Genomic DNA, 15453 nt, shown 5'->3' on the forward strand with positions numbered 1-15453 from the left:
GGGCTGCCTCACCCCTTCGCACGCGGCAGCCCGGCCGGTTCAGCCGAGGCAGATGACCAGCAGGCAGAGTTCGGAGGGCGAGGTCGCCGCCGGAGCGGGGCTCGCCGAGGAGGTCGGCGTGCCGGCGCCGGTGCCGGAGCCGCTGCCCGTGGAGGCAGAGGTCGAGGTGGAGGTGGAGGCGGTGGCTGTCGGCGTGGCCGCGGCCGTCGTCGTCCCCGCAGCCGTGCCGTCGGTGGTACCGGACGCCGTGGCGGCGGACTGCGCCCTGGCGGCGGAGGTCGCCGCGGGGTGCGGTGCGGCAGCGGTGTCCTGACCGGGCGTCGGCGTGGCGCGAGGCGCGCCGGTGGTCTGCTCGTGCGGGGTGTTCGCCGTCGCCGAGCGGGTGGTGGCAGTGGCGTCCGGGGCTCGGTGCCGGCCGGTCGGCACCGGCGTCTGGGCGGCGTCCGTGGCCTGCTCGTCGGCGAGCCCCATGGGCCTGTTGTCCGGGGCGGTGGCCGCCTGGGCCCGGTCCGTGCCCTGCCGGTTCATCGAGGCGACGGTCAGTCCGCCGCCGATCAGGGCGACCGTGGTGGCCACCACGGCCCGCCGCTGGTTCTTCTTCCAGCGGGCCCGCTGCCGGCGCCGGGCCGCCCGGCCCACCGACGCGGGCGGGGCGGCGTCCGGACCGTCGTACGGGCTCTCGACGTCCTCTTCGGCGTACGCGTCCGTGTCGAACCACGCGGTGTCGGCCGGGGCCTGCCAGGCCGCCGTACCGGGCGTCGCCCGGGGCGAGGGCGCGGCCGTGCGCGGCGCGATGTCCGGGGCGTAGGCGCCACAACCGGGGCACACCAAGGCGCCGTTGAGGTGCCGACGGCACGAGGAGCAGTAGTCCATCCGCGTCTTCCTGACTCGACTGCGCCGACGGCGTCCCGCGCCATGGCCTGGTCTCGTTCGCACGTGGGGCCGAACGGCCAGAACGGTAGCGAGCCTTTGGCCAGGCAGTGTGCAGCCTGTGTGTCGCTTCTGCGCAGATGCCGTCCCCGCCCGTGCACAGCCCGGCTCGGACGGCGTCCGGACCGCACCCGGGGTGTTCCCGGGGATCTGCCGCCGCGGTGGTGCGGGCTGCTGAGACCGCGGTAGCCGCTGCTGAATCCGCAGTACGCCGCTGCCGCCGCGCGTACTGCGCGGTGAGGCCGCCGATTGCCCACAGCGGTACGACGACGGGACACACGGCGCCCGGAGAGCCTGAAGCGGTGTCGGAGACCGGCGCCGGGCCGCCCCGCGAGGGCCGGCCCCGCACCGGTCGGATCCCCAGCAGCAGACAGGACCTTCGGATGAGGACTTGTACCGGGTTCGGGCTCGCGGCGGTCGCCTCGTGCGTCGCGCTCGTCACCGCCGTGACCGTCGGCAGAGGCGGCGGCGGTGGCGCCGCGCCGCCGCCCGAGGGGCCGTACGTGGCGCTCGGCGACTCGTACACCGCCGGGCCGGGGATCCCCGGGCAGCACGGCCGCCCGGCCGGCTGCGAGCGCTCCGACCGCAACTATCCCGCCCTGGTCGCCGCCCGACTCGCCCTGCGGGCCGCCGAGTTCCGGGACGTCAGCTGCAGCGGGGCCGTCATGGCCGACCTGTCCGCGCCGCAGTCGACGGACGACGGCGTCAACCCCGCGCAGCTGTCGGCCGTGACCGGCGCCACGCGGCGGGTCACCCTGGGCATCGGCGGCAACGACATCGGCTTCGGATCCCTGATCACGACCTGCGTGAAGAGCGGCGTGGCGTACCGGCTGGAGCAGCGGATCGTGGGCGGCGCGGCCGACGGGGCGCCGTGCCGCGACCGGTACGTGACGGACGGCACCGACGAGGTCGAGGCGAGGATCGGGACGGCGGCCGGCCGGCTCTCCGGCGTGCTCGACGACGTCCGGCGCCGGGCACCCGCGGCCCGGGTCTACGTGGTCGGCTACCCGGCGATCCTGCCCGCCGCCGGAACCGACTGCGCCGCACTCGGACTGGCCCCCGGCGACGTGACCTACCTGCGCGCGAAGGAGCGCCGGCTCAACGCCGTGCTGCGCGAGCGGGCGCGGGCCGCCGGGGCCGGGTACGTCGACACCTACACCCCCTCCACGGGCCGCGACGCCTGCGCGGATCCCGCCGCGCGCTGGATCGAACCGCTGGTCCCGGCGGCACCGGCCGCCCCGGTCCACCCCAACGAGCGCGGTGAGCGCGGCATGGCCGAGGCCGTGCTCCGCGAGGTCGGGGCGACACCCTGACGGCCCGGGTGTCGTACCGGGGCATGATCCCGCTCCCCGGACGCGTACTGCGGTTTCAGTAGTCCGTGCTGCGGATTCAGTAGCCGGCATTGCCAGTAGCCGGACGACGACGGGGGGAGCCCGCGCCGGGACAGCCTGGGTGACCAAGCGAGATCGGATGTGGAGTTCCCTGACGTGGCTACTTTTCTGTGTCGACTGGGCCGACTGGCCTTCCGGCGGCGCCGATACGTCGCCCTGCTGTGGCTGGCCGTGCTGGCGGCCGTAGGACTGGGCGCGTCGCAGGCGCCGGGCGCCGCGGACGAGGAGTTCTCGACGCCGGGCATCGAGTCCCAGAGGGCGTTCGACCTGATGCAGGAGCGTTTCCCGGGCGCCGCAGCCGACGGCGCCACCGCACGGGCAGCGGGTCACCGCCACCGCGCACCGCGAGGCGATCGAGGAGACGGTCACCGCCCTGGGCGACGGCGCCCAGGCGGCCGGCGTCACCGACCCGTTCACGGCGGACGCGGTCAGCAAGGACGGTACGACGGCGTACGCGACCGTCACCTACAAGGTCAAGTCGTCCCAGATCAGCGACACCGCACGCACGGCACTGGACGACGCGGTCGGCCGGGCGCGGGACGCGGGCCTCACCGTCGAGACCGGCGGCTCCGCCATGGACAGCGGCGGCGGACCCGGCGGTGTCGCCGAGGTGATCGGCATCGCGGTCGCGGCCGTCGTGCTGCCGGCCACCTTCGGTTAGCTCGCGGCCGCCGGACTGCCGCTGCTGACCGCGATCCTCGGCGTCGGCCTCAGCACGTTCACGATCACCCTGCTGTCAGACGCCCTCGGCCTGTCCTCCAGCACCGGCTGCTCATCTCGGTCACCAACGAGGGCACCGCCGCCGCGGAGCCGGCCGACGGCGGCTACGGCCTGATGGGGATGCGCGAGCGTGCCCACTCCGTCGGCGGCGACCTGCGGGCCGGACCCCGCCCGGGCGGCGGCTTCGAGGTCACCACCGCCCTCCCGCTCCACTCCCTCGCACCGGAAGAACCGGAGGCCGCCGCGTGAGTGTCCGTGTCCTGCTCGCCGACGACCAGGCCCTGCTGCGCGGCACGTTCCGGCTGCTGATCGACTCCTGCCCGGACCTGGAGGTGGTCGCCGAGGCCGCCGACGGGCAGCAGGCGGTGGACCTCGCCCGCACCCACCGCCCCGACATCGTCCTGATGGACATCCGCATGCCCGGCACCGACGGCCTCGCCGCCACCGCCGCCATCTGCGCCGACCCCGGCCTGTCCGGCACCCGCGTCCTCGTCCTCACCATGTACGAGACCGACGAGTACGTCGCCCGGGCACTGCGCGTCGGCGCCAGCGGCTTCCTCGGCAAGTACGTCACCACCGACACCCTCCTCGACGGCATCCGCACCGTCGCCGCCGGCGAGGCCCTGCTCTCCCCGGGCGCCACCCGCGCCCTGATCACCCGCTTCCTCGCCGGCCCCGCCCCCGGCCCCCTCCTGGCACCCCCGAGCGCCTCGACGACCTCACCCCGCGCCAACGCGAGGTCACCGCGCTCGCCGCCCGCGGCAGGTCCAGCGACGAGATCGCCCGGGAACTCGTCCTGAGCGTTCTGACCGTGCGCAGCCACATCCAGCGCGCCCTGACGAAACTCGGCGCCCGCGACCGCGCCCAACTCGTCGTCATCGCCTACCAGACCGGCCTGGTACGCCCCGAGTCACGGCAGCTCTGAGCGCCACCGAAGCCGTGCGGGCGGAACTCAGCCGGTGCCGCCCACGCGGATCAGCGTCTGCTGGCCGTTGGCCACCAGCCTGCGCTCGCCGTCCTCCTGGACGCCGTACACCTCAAGCCGGCACACGGTCAGGGTCCGGCCGGACTTCAGCACCGTCCCGACCGCCTCCAGGTGGTCGCCCACGGCGGGCGCCAGGAGATTGATCTTGTACTCGACGGTGAGGACCTCGCAGTCCTCGGGGAACAGCGTGAGCGCCGCGTAGCCGCCGGCACTGTCCGCGATCGCGCTGGTGGCACCGGCATGGACGTAGCCGTGCTGCTGGGCCACCTCCGGACGGGCCGGAAGCAGGATGTGCACACACCCCGGTGCGATCTTCGTGATCCGCGCCCCGAGATGGGCCATCAGCCCCTGCCCGTCAAAACTCTCCCGAACGCGCTTGCGGACCACGGGACTTGCTTCTTCTACCTGTTCCGCCCGGTCATTCACCTACGTGCTCTCCTTCCGGACTCCACACCTGCTCTGCCACGTGAGGAAGGCTAGGCTGATCCACCCGAACGCGCACCGTCGATGGATGACCGTTGATCAGTGGCCGTGGAGGGTTGCCGGACGAGAAGCGTGCCGCTGCCGTTCGACCTGGTCCGGGACGAGGCGGACCTGGTGCGTCATCCGTTCGACGGCGCGGCGGCGGAGCGCGCCCCGGGACGGGGTGACGGCCGCCCCGGCCTCGTGACCGGTGCCGCTCCGGTCAGCGGGAGGTCGTCCCTTCTTCGGCCTTCCAGCCCCAGACGGTGAGCATGCCGGCCGACAGCGCCGCGCACTCCTCGGAGGCCAGGTACCGGACCGCCGCGTCGACGGCGGCGTCGTCGACCAGGCCGGTAGCGAGCATCGCGGCCCGGCCCCGCTCCCAGGTGTCCGCCCAGAAACGGCTGATGGGGCTGCCCGGCTGGAGCGGCGGCACATGGATCTCCGCGGCCACGGACCCGAGCCCCGCGCGGCGCAGCACCTGCGGATAGGACGGCACCCAGGAGACGTCCGTACCGATGGCGGCCCGCAGCCCCTGCCACATCGCCCGCATCATCGTGGTGTACGGCGTCGCGGGCGTCCGGTCGCTCGTCAGGTCGACCGCGTCGCTGAGCACCAGCACACCGCCCGGCGCGACGAGTCCGGCCAGCGTGGCGACCAGACGCTCGTGCTCGGGCAGGTGCATCAGGACGAAGCGCGCGTGGACGAGCCGGAACCGGCCGCGGACGGCGCCCGGAGCGGTGATGTCGGCCTCCAGCACGTCGAGTCCGGGCCGCGCGGCCCGCTCGGTGAGGAAACGCACGTCGCGGTCCACGGCGAGAACGGTCTCCACCCCGGCCTCGTCCAGCAGCCGACGGGAGACCGTGCCCGTACCGGCCCCCACGTCGAGGCACCGCCATCCCGGGCCGGCCCCGAGGGCCCGCAGCCGCGCCATGGTGATGTCGTCGTAGGCCAGGGCGCCGAAGTCGATGCGCTCGCCCTCGCCGGCCTGCTCGGGGCGGAAGACGGACTCGCCGTAGCGGCCGCCGCCCGGCGTGCCGGTCACGCCGCCGCCGCAGTGGCGCCGGGGCCGCCGCCGGGCCCGGGCGGCCGGCACAGCGAGTCGTCGAGGAGTTTCATGGCCTGGCCTTCGCACGTGGTGGGGCGGTACCGGCCGGCCCGTCCGGGGGCCGGCGCCCCACCGATCCTCCATCGGCGGCCACCGGCACGGCCGAGGCGCGCCGCGTCGACGGCCGATCGGCCCAAGGGCACCGGCCTCCGGCAGATCGAAGGCTGATACAACTATCTTCGCCGCACACCAGGCGCACACCAACCGCACACCAGATGGTGCCGAGGGCGACCGTCACACCGGGACGCGCTCGAGGCATCCGACCGGCCAAGAGGATCAGGGTCTGCATGCCGCACATCACCGTCGACTACTCCCCGCGGATCGCCGACTTCCTCGACCTGCGGGTCTTCGCGCACGAGCTCCAGCCGACGGTGCTGGAGCCGAGCGGTTCCGTGGGTACGTGCAAGACGCTGTTCCGGCAGGCGGCCGAGGCCCACGTGGCAGACGGGCACGGCGATGCGGCGGCCTTCGTCCATGTGGAGGTGGGGCTGTTGCCCGGGCGGCCCGAGGCGGTCAAGGCCCGGCTGTCCGAGGACGTGCTGAGACTGCTGGAGAAGCACCTGGGCACGAACCGGCCCGTGGTCTGCTCCGTGGAGGTCCGTGACCTGACCGGCTCGTACCGCCTGCGGACCTTCTGATCACCAGGCGCGGGCGGCCGCGCGGAGGTACTCGCGGACCTGTGCGACGTCCAGCGAGCGGGGCAGCACGCTGTATCCGGCGCCGGCGTTGACCGCCGACAGCACCGCGTAGAGGTTCGGCACCGCGACGGCGGCCCGCGCGGTGGGCTGCTCGCCGAACACCGTGCGCCAGTAGCGCCGTACGAGCGGCAGGTCCTCCGCGTAGGTGACCAGCGGGACCCCGCGGAGGGCGGCGCACACGTCGCCGCCGCCCGACCGCTGTGCCCACCCGGGGCTCGCCACGAGCACGTACTCCTCGTCGGCCAGCGGTGCCGACGGGAGCGCCCGCCCGCGCGGCCGCCGGGTGGCGATCACCAGGTCGTGCCGCCCGGAGCGCATCTCCTCCAGCAGGGGTTCGGGCAGCCCCTGGGCGACGCGCAGCTGGACGCCGTCGGCGACCGGCGGCACCAGGGCGAGACGAAGTTGTCGCCGGTGCCGGGGAGGTACTTCTCGGGCCAGCTGATCGCGTTCTGCGTGGTCATGGGGGTGGTGTCCTTAGGTGAGGTGCGGGGTCAGGGGAGCTTCTTGAGGAGTTCTGCGGCGAGGGGGCCGGGGGCAGGTCGCGGCGCCCCTGGACGCGCTCGCCGCGGTCGACGGCGGCGGCCCGCTCGCCGGGCAGCCGGCACCCGTCCATCTCGCGGGCCCGTCGGAGCTGCTGTGCGTCCGGGTGCTGCCCGTCTTCAGCTTCGGCACGTTCGGCTTGCCGCCCCTGGACGCGCGGGTCGTCGAGTACCAGGCACCGGCTGCCGGAGTGCCCGGCCGCCTGTCCTGGACGGCCCGGCAGGACGGCACGCCCGGGCAGCGGCTGGACGTCCTGTACGCCTGGCTGGTCGAGGACCTGCCCGGCGGCCGGGTGCGCGTCCTCACCCAGGACACCCAGCACGGCTAACCGGCCGCGGCCCTCGCCCAGGAACGGCCCAACCCCATGCTCAACGGCCACCAGGCCTGGCTGGACGGCCTGATCCGCGCCGCCGCCGGACGGCTCGACGCGGCGGCCTGAACCCGTCCCGCCGTCCGGGCGCCGTACAGTGCCGGGTGATCCCGGCCCACCGCACGACGACCAGGAGTCGCGACGATGACGCAAGCGACCGGCAGCCCCGGCGCCCCGACGTACGGCTTCGTCGGACTCGGGGTGATGGGGCAGCCCATGGCGCTCAACCTCGCCCGGGCCGGCACCCCGCTCGTCGTGTGGAACCGGACGCCCGGGCGGGCGGAGGCGCTGCGGGCGGCCGGGGCGCGGGTGGCGGCGAGCGCCGGGGAGGTCTTCGCCCGCGCGCGGGTCGTGATCGTCATGCTCCTCGACGAGACGGTGACGGACACCGTACTGGGCCGGGGCGGCCCGGAGTTCGCGAAACTGGTCGCCGGCCGGGTCGTCGTGTCGATGGGCTCGACGGCGCCGGAGTACGCGCGAGGACTCGCCGCCGACATCGAGGCCGCCGGCGGCCGCTTCGTCGAGGCACCGGTCTCCGGGTCGCGCAGGCCGGCCGAGGCGGGCGAACTGGTCGCGATGCTGGGCGGCGACCCGGACACGGTGGCGGAGGTACGGCCGCTGCTCGCCCCGATGTGCCGCGAGACCGTCTACTGCGGGCCGGCCGGATCCGGGGTCCTGATGAAGCTGGCGGTCAACCTCTACCTGGACACGACGCTCGCGGCGCTGGCCGAGGCCGTGCACTTCGCCCAGCGGCAGGGCCTGGACCTGGAGACCTTCCGCGCCGTCGTCGACTCGGGGCAACTGGGCAGCGGCATCACCCGGGTCAAGGTCCCGATGCTCGCCGCCCACGACTTCACGGTGCAGGCCGCCACCGCCGACGCCTACACCAACACCCGGCTCATCGCCGCCGCGGCCCGCGCGGCCGGGATCGCCACGCCCATGCTCGACCTCAGCAGCGACCTGTACGGCGAGAGCGTCCGGCTGGGCAACGCCCGCCTCGACATGTCCTCGGTCCTCACCGCCATCGAGGCCCGCACGGACACCGCGGCGCCGGGTGGAGAGGTTTCTCCACCCGGATCTGGGCCGGACACCGTATGACCGTCGTCATCGGAAAACGTACCGTCGACACGAAAAGGAGCGGGGAGTTCGCGAATTCCGGCGAATTCATTTCTCGGCTCGGGAATTCGCTCCGATTCCTTTCCCCGCTCGATCACCGGGAGTCGACATGCCGCAGACCTCGCCCGACCCGACCACCGCCACCACCTCGGCCGGCGCCGCCGAACGGTCCGGCGGACGGCGGTTGAATCCGGCCTTTCGCGGAATGGCCTCCCTGCTGTTCTTCGACGTCGGTCTCTCGGTGATCGCGTACTTCGTCGCCGAACTCCTCGGGGCGAGCAACTACGTGGCGCTGCTGGCCGGCACCGTCGTCTCCGGTCTGCGTGTGCTCTGGGTGGCGGTGCGGCAGCGGAAGGCCGATCCGTTCGCGGTGTTCCTGCTCGCCCTGTTCGGTTCGGGTCTCGCGCTGAGCTTCACCACCGGCGATCCCCGTTTCATCCTGGCCAAGGACGCGGCGGGGTCCACCACCGCCGGCCTGGTCCTGGTCGTCAGCTGCCTCATCAGGCGTCCGCTCGCCTACTACGCCGCGCTCCGTTTCGCCCGCTCGTCCGGCGGCGCGGAGCACGAGGAGTTCCAGGCCACCGCGAACTCCGCCGCCATGCGGGCGCGTTGGTTCCGGGTCTCGCTGGTGTGGGGCGTCTCGCTGCTGGTCGACGCGAGCCTGCGCATCGCGGCCATCTACCTGTTGCCGATCGGAATCGCCTCCGACGTCTCGCAGGTGCTCATGATCGCCGTCTTCACCCTGCTCTTCGGATGGACCGTCCTCTCGGCGAGGAGGACGGAAGCCACCGCACGGGCCGACACAGCCCGGTCGTGACGGACCCGGATACCACCGGCACGGGGCGGGTCGCCTGCGCTCGCGTCACCGGCCGTGATCACGGGCAGGTGCGCCGCCAGGAGCGCGCCGGAGGCGCAGGGCATAGCGGACCGCGTCGGCGCGGGAGTGGAAACCGCCCTTGGCGAATATGTTGTTGATGTGCGTCTTCACCGTGGCCTCGCTGATCACCAGCTGCGCCGCGATCTCCGTATTGCGCAGCCCCTCGCCGATCAGCCCGAGGATCTCGCCTTCCCGCGCGGTCAGGCCGACGCCCTCGTCCTCGGGCGGTGCGACGGGGGCGGGCCGGGAGGCGAGGGCGAGCAGACGGCGCTGCACCTCGGGGGCGAGCACGGTCTGGCCCTGGGCGGCGGTGCGCACGGCGTGCAGGATCGTCGTACGGCCGGCCTCCTTGGTGAGGTAACCACTCGCGCCGGCCTGCAGCGCGGCCAGGATCGACTCGTCGTCGTCGAAGGTCGTCAGCATCAGGACGCCGGTGTCCGGCAGGTTCCGGTGGATGTGCCCGGTGGCCTCCACACCGCTCATGACGGGCATGTTGAGGTCCATGAGCACCACGTCCGGGCGGTGCCGCCCAGCCGCCTCGACGGCCTCGGCGCCGTTGGCGGCGGTGGCTACGACGGTCACGTCGTCGGCGAGGCCGAGCATGACCGCGAGCGCCTCGCGGACGGTCGTCTGGTCGTCGGCGACGACAAGGGTGATCATGCGGTTCTCGGTCAACGGGGCAGCTCCAGTTCCACGATCCAGCCGCCCTCGCGGGCCGGCTCCGCCAGCAGGGTCCCACCCAGCAGAGCGGTGCGCTCGCGCATGCCGACGAGACCGGTCCCGGTACCGCCGGCCAGATCGGTGCGCACGTCCCCGCGGGCGGGTTCGTTGCGCACGGTCAGGGTGACGCGGTCGCCGGTGAAGGCCAGCCGCATGCTGCGCCGGGCGCCGGGCGCGTACTTGGCCGCGTTCGTCAGTGCCTCCTGCGCCGTCCGGACCATCGTGTGCGTCGCTTCGGCGCCGACCTCGAAGACCTCGCCGACGACCGCGAAGTCGACCATGTCGTGTTCGGCGAGCCGGCGCAGGGTGTCCGGCAGCGGCAGCGTGCTCCCGCGGAGCGCGTGCACCGCGTGACGGGTCTCATCGATGCTGTCCACGGCGAGTGCGCGGGCCCTGCGGACGGCCGCGGTGGCCTCGTCCTCGCGGCCGCTCTCGCGGAGGGCGTCGGCCATGTCCAGTTGCAGTGCGACACCGGACAGCGAGTGGCCGAGCACGTCGTGGATCTCGCGGGCGATGCGGCCCCGTTCGATCAGCGCCGCCTCGCGTGCCTCCGATTCCCTGGCCCGCTGGGCCTCCTGGGCCGCGAGCCGGGCGCTGCGCAGGGCTTCGAGCCGGTCCCGGTTCGACATCCCGATGTAGACGGGCAGCCCGACGGTAAGCGCCACCCACCACGGCCACGGCGCGGGGTCCGACGCGAGCCGTTCGACGAGCCGGCACGCGACCGCCGCGGTCAGCGCACCGGTCACGGCGACGCCGATGGCCGCTCTGCGGGAGGCGAGTCTGCCCCCGGCCGTCGCAGCGGCGAGGTACGGGAAGAACGACCCGGCCGTGGTGTGGTGCACGAGCGGGAGCAGCAGTGAGCCGAGCAGCATGCAGGCCGTCGCGGCGGCCAGTCGCCCGCGGTCGCCGAGCCGCGTCCACGGCAACAGCGCGCCGATCGCGGCGACCGAGGCGAGGGCGAACAGCGGCAGCGCGACCGCCGGGAGCGAGATGCGGCTGACCGGCCACTCGGCGACGGTGCCGGCGATCATGGCGAGCGTGAGGAACGGCCGGATCAACTCGTCCCGGAAACGTTCCGACGGAGCTGATGGCTGCGGTGCCGCCGTGGTCATGGGGCTGCTGGTTCCGATCGTCGGCATGGGGTGGCCGCGGCCGGGGCCGCGGCGCTCGGGGCCGCGGGACCACAGGTCCGCACTCACGCGGCTCTGCAAGTTTGGCCCTTTGCACGGGGGAGAAGAGAGGGAACCATGAAGATCTCCGTCTCCTCCGACATGGACGAACCCGTCGCCCGGCTTCTCGTGGAGGAGCTGCGCCGGCGGGGTCACGAGGTGCGCACGTACGGCGCGCTGGAACCCGGGGCCGACCCGCAGTGGGCCGTCTGCTCGGAGGCGGCCGCCCGGGACGTCGCCGCAGGCGCCGCCGACCAGGCGGTGGTGTGCTGCTGGACCGGCACCGGCGCCTCGATCGCCGCCAACAAGGTGCCCGGCGTCCGCGCCGCCCTGTGCGCCGACGCCTACACCGCCGACGGCGCCCGCCGCTGGAACGACGCCAACGTCCTCGCCCTCAGCCTGCGTCTGACCTCGCAGCCGGTGCTCAAGGAGATCCTCGACGCCTGGTTCACGGCAACGCCGAGCCAGGACGCCGAGGACCTCGGGAACGTGGCCCGCATCGGGCGCCTCGACGCGGGCCGGGGGACGGTCTAGGGGCTGTACCGGGACAGGTCAGTGGGCGCCGAGCCCGCCGCCGCCGAACGAGCCGCTGGAGCCCTTGCTCCAGCGCGGCCGGTCCTTCGACGTGCTCGGCCTGGTCTGCTGGTTGCTGAGTTCGTACGGGGTGAGCGGACGGCCGCCCTTGGGCATCAGCGGGATCTCCTCGGACTCGCGGTTCTCCCGGATCTCGTGCACCGCGCCTCCCGGCGGCAGTTTCGGCTGCTCCTCGGGGAGCGGTCGGGTCGACTCGCGGTACTTGACCCGGTTGCCCAGCCAGAAGCCTCCGGCGAGCATCGCCAGCACGGCCACGGCCACCACGAAGAGCGCGAGGCTCAGCAGTCCGCTGGGAGCGGCCAGCTGCATCGGTTCCGTACTCATACTCATAGCAAAGGGATACCCTTCTCAGAACGGTACGAATCGGACGCGCTTGGTGGCCGATCGTACACAGTGGGCGACAGCGTCCGGGCGTCAGCGCGGACCGTCGCCGGGTACGGAGACCGGGCACAGGCGGCAGTGCACGTCGACCACGCCGTCCACGGCGCGGGCCAGCCGTTCGGCGACCGGCGCCGGTTCCGGACTGTCGATCCAGCCGGTCAGGGTGACGACCCCCTCGGAGACCTCGACCCGGATGTGGTCGGCGGAGAGCGGGAACAGGCGGTCGACGACCTCCCGGCGCACCTCCTCGGTCAGCTCCTCGTCCGCCCGCAGGAACACCTTCAGCAGGTCCGCCCGGCTGACGATGCCCTTGAGCACGCCCGCGCCGTCGACGACCGGCAGCCGCTTGACCCCGCGCCGGGCCATGAGGCGCGCGGCCTCCGCCAGGGCGGCGTCGGCGTGCACGGTCACCGCGGGCGCGTTCATCAGGTCCCCGGCGGTCACCCCGCCGGCCCGGAGCTCGTCCTTGAACAGCAGGTCGGCCTCGGAGACGACGCCGACCACCCTGCCCTCGCCGTCCAGTACGGGGAGGGTGCTGACCTTCCACCGGTCCATCAGTGCGACGACGTCCTTGAACGGGGCGTCGCGGCCGACGGCGACGGGGGCGCGGGTCATCACGTCGCCGACGGTGTGCGGGCTGCCGTGCATCGCTGCCTCCTCGGATCCCGCCGATCACGAGAGGGCGGGAAGGACGCCATCCACTTCTCGCGGATCCTGATTGCGCGGTGCGCGACCGTGGCCGGCCGCTTCCCCGCGTCACTGCGGGCCCTTCCCGTCACCTCCAGCACACCACGGGAACGCCCGTGCCACCAGGGCCGGCCGGCACTGATTTCACCGAGCCCCGGCCGAGCCCCGCCGCTACGGCGGGCGGCGAGCCCTGTCATGCCGCCGGCCGCCCTTCTGTGGCGGTGCGGCCGCCCGTCGCGCAGCGTGGAGCAGGGGCCCGGCCGAACGCCCGAGGAGAGGTGGAACGCATGGACAGGGATGTCACCGAGCGACGGGTCGTGGTCGGCGTCGACGGGTCGCCGTCCTCGTACGCGGCCCTGCGCTGGGCCCTGCGGTACGCCGGCCTCGTCGGCGGTGTCGTGGAGGCGGTCGCCGTATGGGAGCTGCCGGGGCTGTACGGCTGGTCGGGGCCCGCCGTCGACATGGACATCGACGCGGAGGAGGCCCGGGACAACATGCGGCAGGAACTGACCGACGTGCTCGGCGCGGACGCCGTGAGCGCGGTCCGTTCCCACCTGGTGCACGGCAACACCACCGACGTCCTGCTGCGGGCCGCGGAGGGCGCCGAGGCCCTGGTCGTCGGAAGCCGCGGCCGCGGCGGGTTCGCCCGCGCCCTGCTCGGCTCGGTCAGCCAGCAGGTGTCCCAGCACGCCACCTGCCCGGTCGTGATCGTCCGCGCGGAACAGGACTGACCCGAGGCCCGTGCCCGTGCCCGTGCCGCGGGGCGTTTGCCGGCGCCGCGGGCTGGTTACCCGGGCCGCATGACTTGGACGTCTTCTCAGCAGGACCTGTACCGGTTCCTGGAAGACCGGTTCGCGTGCGCCCAGGCCTGCACGGAGTGCGCCCGGGTGTGCGCGCTGCGGGCCGGCGTGCTGGATCCGGACGGAACCACCGAGGTGGAGCGGCTGCGCCGCACCGGCATCATGTGCGCCGAGGTGTGCGACGCCACCTGTCGGCTGCTGACCGAGGAGACCGGCCAGGACGAGGCCGGGCTGCGCGTCCAGCTGGAGTGGTGCCGTGCGGTCTGCCTCGACTGCGCGCGGGCCTTCGACGCCCGGCCCGGCGCCGAGCCGAGCGCCGCCGCCTGCCGGGCGTGCGCCGCGGCCTGCACGGACTTCATGGCGGTGCTCGGCTGACACGAGCCGAAAGGGGCCGGCACGGGCTGACGCCAGCCGGCACCGGCCGGCGCCGACGAGTGGACGGCAGTCCCCGAGCGGGGGACCGGGCATGCCCCAGGAACGGAGACTGCCCACCGATCCGTGGTCACGACTACCGTCGGAGCGCGCGCGGTTGGCCGCCTTCCGACGTTCGTCGGCCGCCACCGGCGCGCCCCGTGACCCGTTCTCATCGGTTTTCGCCAGGAGCCCCTTGCCGTGAACAGCGGTCTTCTCACCATGCCCGCGGTCCGTGCCGGTGCCGCCGCGCCCCGACCTCCCGAAGCGGCACTGACCTGGACCGACCCGTCACCGGACGCCAGGGCTTCCTCGTCATCGACCGGCTCGTCCGGGGCCTGGCCAGCGGCGGCCTGCGGATGCGCGAGGGCTGCCGTCACGAGGAGGTCAGGGAACTGGCGGCGGCGATGAGCGTGAAGGAGGCGCTGCACTACGACCCCGCGGGCCGCTACCTCCCCATGGGGGGAGCGAAGGGCGGGATCGACTGCGACCCGCTCAGCGGCGAGGCACGCGGTGTGCGCTCCCGCTTCCTCGCGTTCATCCGGCCGTACGTGGCGAACCACTGGGCGACCGGCGACGATCTCGGCACCACCACGGAGCTCATCGACGAGGTGCTCGGCGAGCTGGGCGTGGACGGCTGCATCGCCCCGGTCGTGCGCACCCTCGATGATCCGGCGGCAGCGCGGAGACGGTTCACCGACGCGTTCGCCGTCGAGGTCGACGGTATCGGGCTCGCCGAACTCGTCGGCGGCTGCCGGGTGGCGGAGGCCGCCCTCACGGTCCTGGACCGGGACGGGATTCCACGGTCGTCCGCCACCGCCGTCGTCCAGGGCTTCGGGGCCATGGGCGGGGCCACGGCACGGTACCTGCACGCGGCGGGCGTCCGGGTGGTCGGCGTCTCCGACGTCCACGGCACCGTCGCCAACCCGCGCGGCCTCGCCGTCGAGGACATGCTGCGCCACCGCCGGGCGTACGGAACCGTCGACCGCGGCCGGCTCGGCCCCGCCGACGTCCTCCTCGAACGCGACGCCTGCCTGGCCCTCGATGCCGACGTCCTGGTCCCGGCCGCGACCTCCTACAGCATCCACGGCGCCAACCAGGACCGGATCGCCGCCCGGTACGTCGTGGAGGCGGCGAACCTCCCCGTGACGCCGGAAGCCGAGGAGCGGCTGCTGCGGCGCGGCTGCGTCGTCGTACCCGACGTGGTCGCCAACTCCGGTACCAGCGCCTGGTGGTGGTGGGTGCTCTACGGCGACGTCGCACCGGACGCGGCCGCCTCCCTGGCCAAGGTACGGGCAGCGCTGCGCGCCCTGGTGACCGAGACACTGCAACTCGCCGAGGACGCGGTGTGCACGCCCCGCCAGGCCGCACGCCTGCTGGCCGACGCCAGACGGGACGTCCTGCTGAACCGGCCGGGCGCCTGATGATCACCACACTGCTGGCCACGGTCGCGGCGGTGGGATGGGGAGCCGCGGACTACTGCGGTGCCCGCGC

Annotated in this window: 17 protein-coding genes and 3 pseudogenes; 12 read left to right on the top strand and 8 right to left on the bottom strand. The window is 73.8% G+C overall.

The annotated features are described in order from the left end of the window. Positions 1 to 39: 39 nt before the first annotated feature. On the bottom strand, positions 40 to 873 hold the full coding sequence (locus tag ACWGKQ_RS38060; protein WP_453296614.1) for an SCO2400 family protein: 834 nt from the start codon (positions 871 to 873) through the stop codon (positions 40 to 42). A 440-nt stretch (positions 874 to 1313) separates the two neighbouring features. Between ACWGKQ_RS38060 and ACWGKQ_RS38065 the strand changes: the two genes are divergently transcribed. The 4 genes and pseudogenes from ACWGKQ_RS38065 to ACWGKQ_RS38080 all read left to right on the top strand — a co-directional run bounded on the left by ACWGKQ_RS38065 (position 1314) and on the right by ACWGKQ_RS38080 (position 3966). Continuing rightward, a complete protein-coding gene (locus ACWGKQ_RS38065; RefSeq protein ID WP_453296615.1) occupies positions 1314 to 2243 on the top strand; it encodes an SGNH/GDSL hydrolase family protein in 930 nt (309 codons plus the stop codon). 174 nt (positions 2244 to 2417) lie between these two features. Then, positions 2418 to 3090, top strand: a pseudogene (locus ACWGKQ_RS38070) (MMPL family transporter); the annotation flags it as partial. Between the two features lie 71 nt (positions 3091 to 3161). Then, a complete protein-coding gene (locus ACWGKQ_RS38075; RefSeq protein WP_453296616.1) occupies positions 3162 to 3290 on the top strand; it encodes a hypothetical protein in 129 nt (42 codons plus the stop codon). After that, a pseudogene (locus ACWGKQ_RS38080) lies at positions 3287 to 3966 on the top strand (response regulator transcription factor). Before ACWGKQ_RS38075 ends, ACWGKQ_RS38080 begins: the two are co-directional and overlap by 4 nt. Positions 3967 to 3993: 27 nt before the next feature. On the opposite strand, the gene ACWGKQ_RS38085 reads toward ACWGKQ_RS38080, so the two are convergent. Continuing rightward, on the bottom strand, positions 3994 to 4452 hold the full coding sequence (locus tag ACWGKQ_RS38085) for a PaaI family thioesterase (protein WP_453296617.1): 459 nt from the start codon (positions 4450 to 4452) through the stop codon (positions 3994 to 3996). A 259-nt stretch (positions 4453 to 4711) separates the two neighbouring features. Beyond that, positions 4712 to 5533 carry a class I SAM-dependent methyltransferase gene (locus ACWGKQ_RS38090; RefSeq protein ID WP_453296618.1) on the bottom strand — a complete coding sequence of 274 codons (822 nt, stop codon included), beginning with the start codon at positions 5531 to 5533 and terminating at the stop codon, positions 4712 to 4714. Positions 5534 to 5883: 350 nt separating this feature from the next. On the opposite strand from ACWGKQ_RS38090, the gene ACWGKQ_RS38095 reads away from it, so the two are divergent. Then, positions 5884 to 6234, top strand: coding sequence for a 5-carboxymethyl-2-hydroxymuconate Delta-isomerase (locus ACWGKQ_RS38095; protein ID WP_453296619.1), 351 nt, complete (start codon positions 5884 to 5886; stop codon positions 6232 to 6234). On the opposite strand, the pseudogene ACWGKQ_RS38100 reads toward ACWGKQ_RS38095, so the two are convergent. Continuing rightward, a pseudogene (locus tag ACWGKQ_RS38100) lies at positions 6235 to 6687 on the bottom strand (substrate-binding domain-containing protein); the annotation flags it as partial. A 253-nt stretch (positions 6688 to 6940) separates the two neighbouring features. Between ACWGKQ_RS38100 and ACWGKQ_RS38105 the strand changes: the two are divergent. The 3 genes from ACWGKQ_RS38105 to ACWGKQ_RS38115 all read left to right on the top strand — a co-directional run bounded on the left by ACWGKQ_RS38105 (position 6941) and on the right by ACWGKQ_RS38115 (position 9137). Then, positions 6941 to 7162 (top strand): hypothetical protein, encoded by a 222-nt coding sequence (locus tag ACWGKQ_RS38105; RefSeq protein WP_453296620.1) that lies wholly within the window; start codon positions 6941 to 6943, stop codon positions 7160 to 7162. Positions 7163 to 7348: 186 nt separating this feature from the next. After that, positions 7349 to 8302, top strand: coding sequence for an NAD(P)-dependent oxidoreductase (locus ACWGKQ_RS38110; protein WP_453296621.1), 954 nt, complete (start codon positions 7349 to 7351; stop codon positions 8300 to 8302). 127 nt (positions 8303 to 8429) lie between these two features. Continuing rightward, positions 8430 to 9137, top strand: coding sequence for a VC0807 family protein (locus ACWGKQ_RS38115; RefSeq protein ID WP_453296622.1), 708 nt, complete (start codon positions 8430 to 8432; stop codon positions 9135 to 9137). Positions 9138 to 9182: 45 nt separating this feature from the next. On the opposite strand, the gene ACWGKQ_RS38120 is transcribed toward ACWGKQ_RS38115, so the two are convergent. Together ACWGKQ_RS38120 and ACWGKQ_RS38125 are read right to left on the bottom strand one after the other, a co-directional pair. Next, positions 9183 to 9857, bottom strand: coding sequence for a response regulator (locus ACWGKQ_RS38120; RefSeq protein ID WP_453296663.1), 675 nt, complete (start codon positions 9855 to 9857; stop codon positions 9183 to 9185). Positions 9858 to 9868: 11 nt separating this feature from the next. Next, on the bottom strand, positions 9869 to 11116 hold the full coding sequence (locus tag ACWGKQ_RS38125; protein ID WP_453296623.1) for a sensor histidine kinase: 1248 nt from the start codon (positions 11114 to 11116) through the stop codon (positions 9869 to 9871). Between the two features lie 48 nt (positions 11117 to 11164). On the opposite strand from ACWGKQ_RS38125, the gene ACWGKQ_RS38130 reads away from it, so the two are divergent. After that, positions 11165 to 11620 carry an RpiB/LacA/LacB family sugar-phosphate isomerase gene (locus tag ACWGKQ_RS38130; RefSeq protein ID WP_453296624.1) on the top strand — a complete coding sequence of 152 codons (456 nt, stop codon included), beginning with the start codon at positions 11165 to 11167 and terminating at the stop codon, positions 11618 to 11620. An 18-nt stretch (positions 11621 to 11638) separates the two neighbouring features. On the opposite strand, the gene ACWGKQ_RS38135 is transcribed toward ACWGKQ_RS38130, so the two are convergent. Beyond that, positions 11639 to 12004 (bottom strand): DUF6479 family protein, encoded by a 366-nt coding sequence (locus tag ACWGKQ_RS38135; RefSeq protein ID WP_453296625.1) that lies wholly within the window; start codon positions 12002 to 12004, stop codon positions 11639 to 11641. 90 nt (positions 12005 to 12094) lie between these two features. Then, positions 12095 to 12709 (bottom strand): CBS domain-containing protein, encoded by a 615-nt coding sequence (locus tag ACWGKQ_RS38140; protein ID WP_453296626.1) that lies wholly within the window; start codon positions 12707 to 12709, stop codon positions 12095 to 12097. A 326-nt stretch (positions 12710 to 13035) separates the two neighbouring features. Here ACWGKQ_RS38140 and ACWGKQ_RS38145 point away from each other — a divergent pair, with 326 nt between their 5' ends. The 3 genes from ACWGKQ_RS38145 (at position 13036) to ACWGKQ_RS38155 (ending at position 15383) form a co-directional block, all read left to right on the top strand. Continuing rightward, entirely contained in the window at positions 13036 to 13479 is a 444-nt protein-coding gene (locus ACWGKQ_RS38145) for a universal stress protein (RefSeq protein WP_453296627.1), read from the top strand. A gap of 69 nt (positions 13480 to 13548) precedes the next feature. Further along, positions 13549 to 13923, top strand: a complete 375-nt coding sequence (locus tag ACWGKQ_RS38150; protein WP_453296628.1) for a ferredoxin — start codon at positions 13549 to 13551, stop codon at positions 13921 to 13923. Positions 13924 to 14318: 395 nt separating this feature from the next. Next, positions 14319 to 15383, top strand: a complete 1065-nt coding sequence (locus tag ACWGKQ_RS38155; protein ID WP_453296629.1) for a Glu/Leu/Phe/Val dehydrogenase dimerization domain-containing protein — start codon at positions 14319 to 14321, stop codon at positions 15381 to 15383. Positions 15384 to 15453 lie beyond the last annotated feature (70 nt).

This window comes from Streptomyces sp. NPDC054770, from assembly GCF_053611985.1.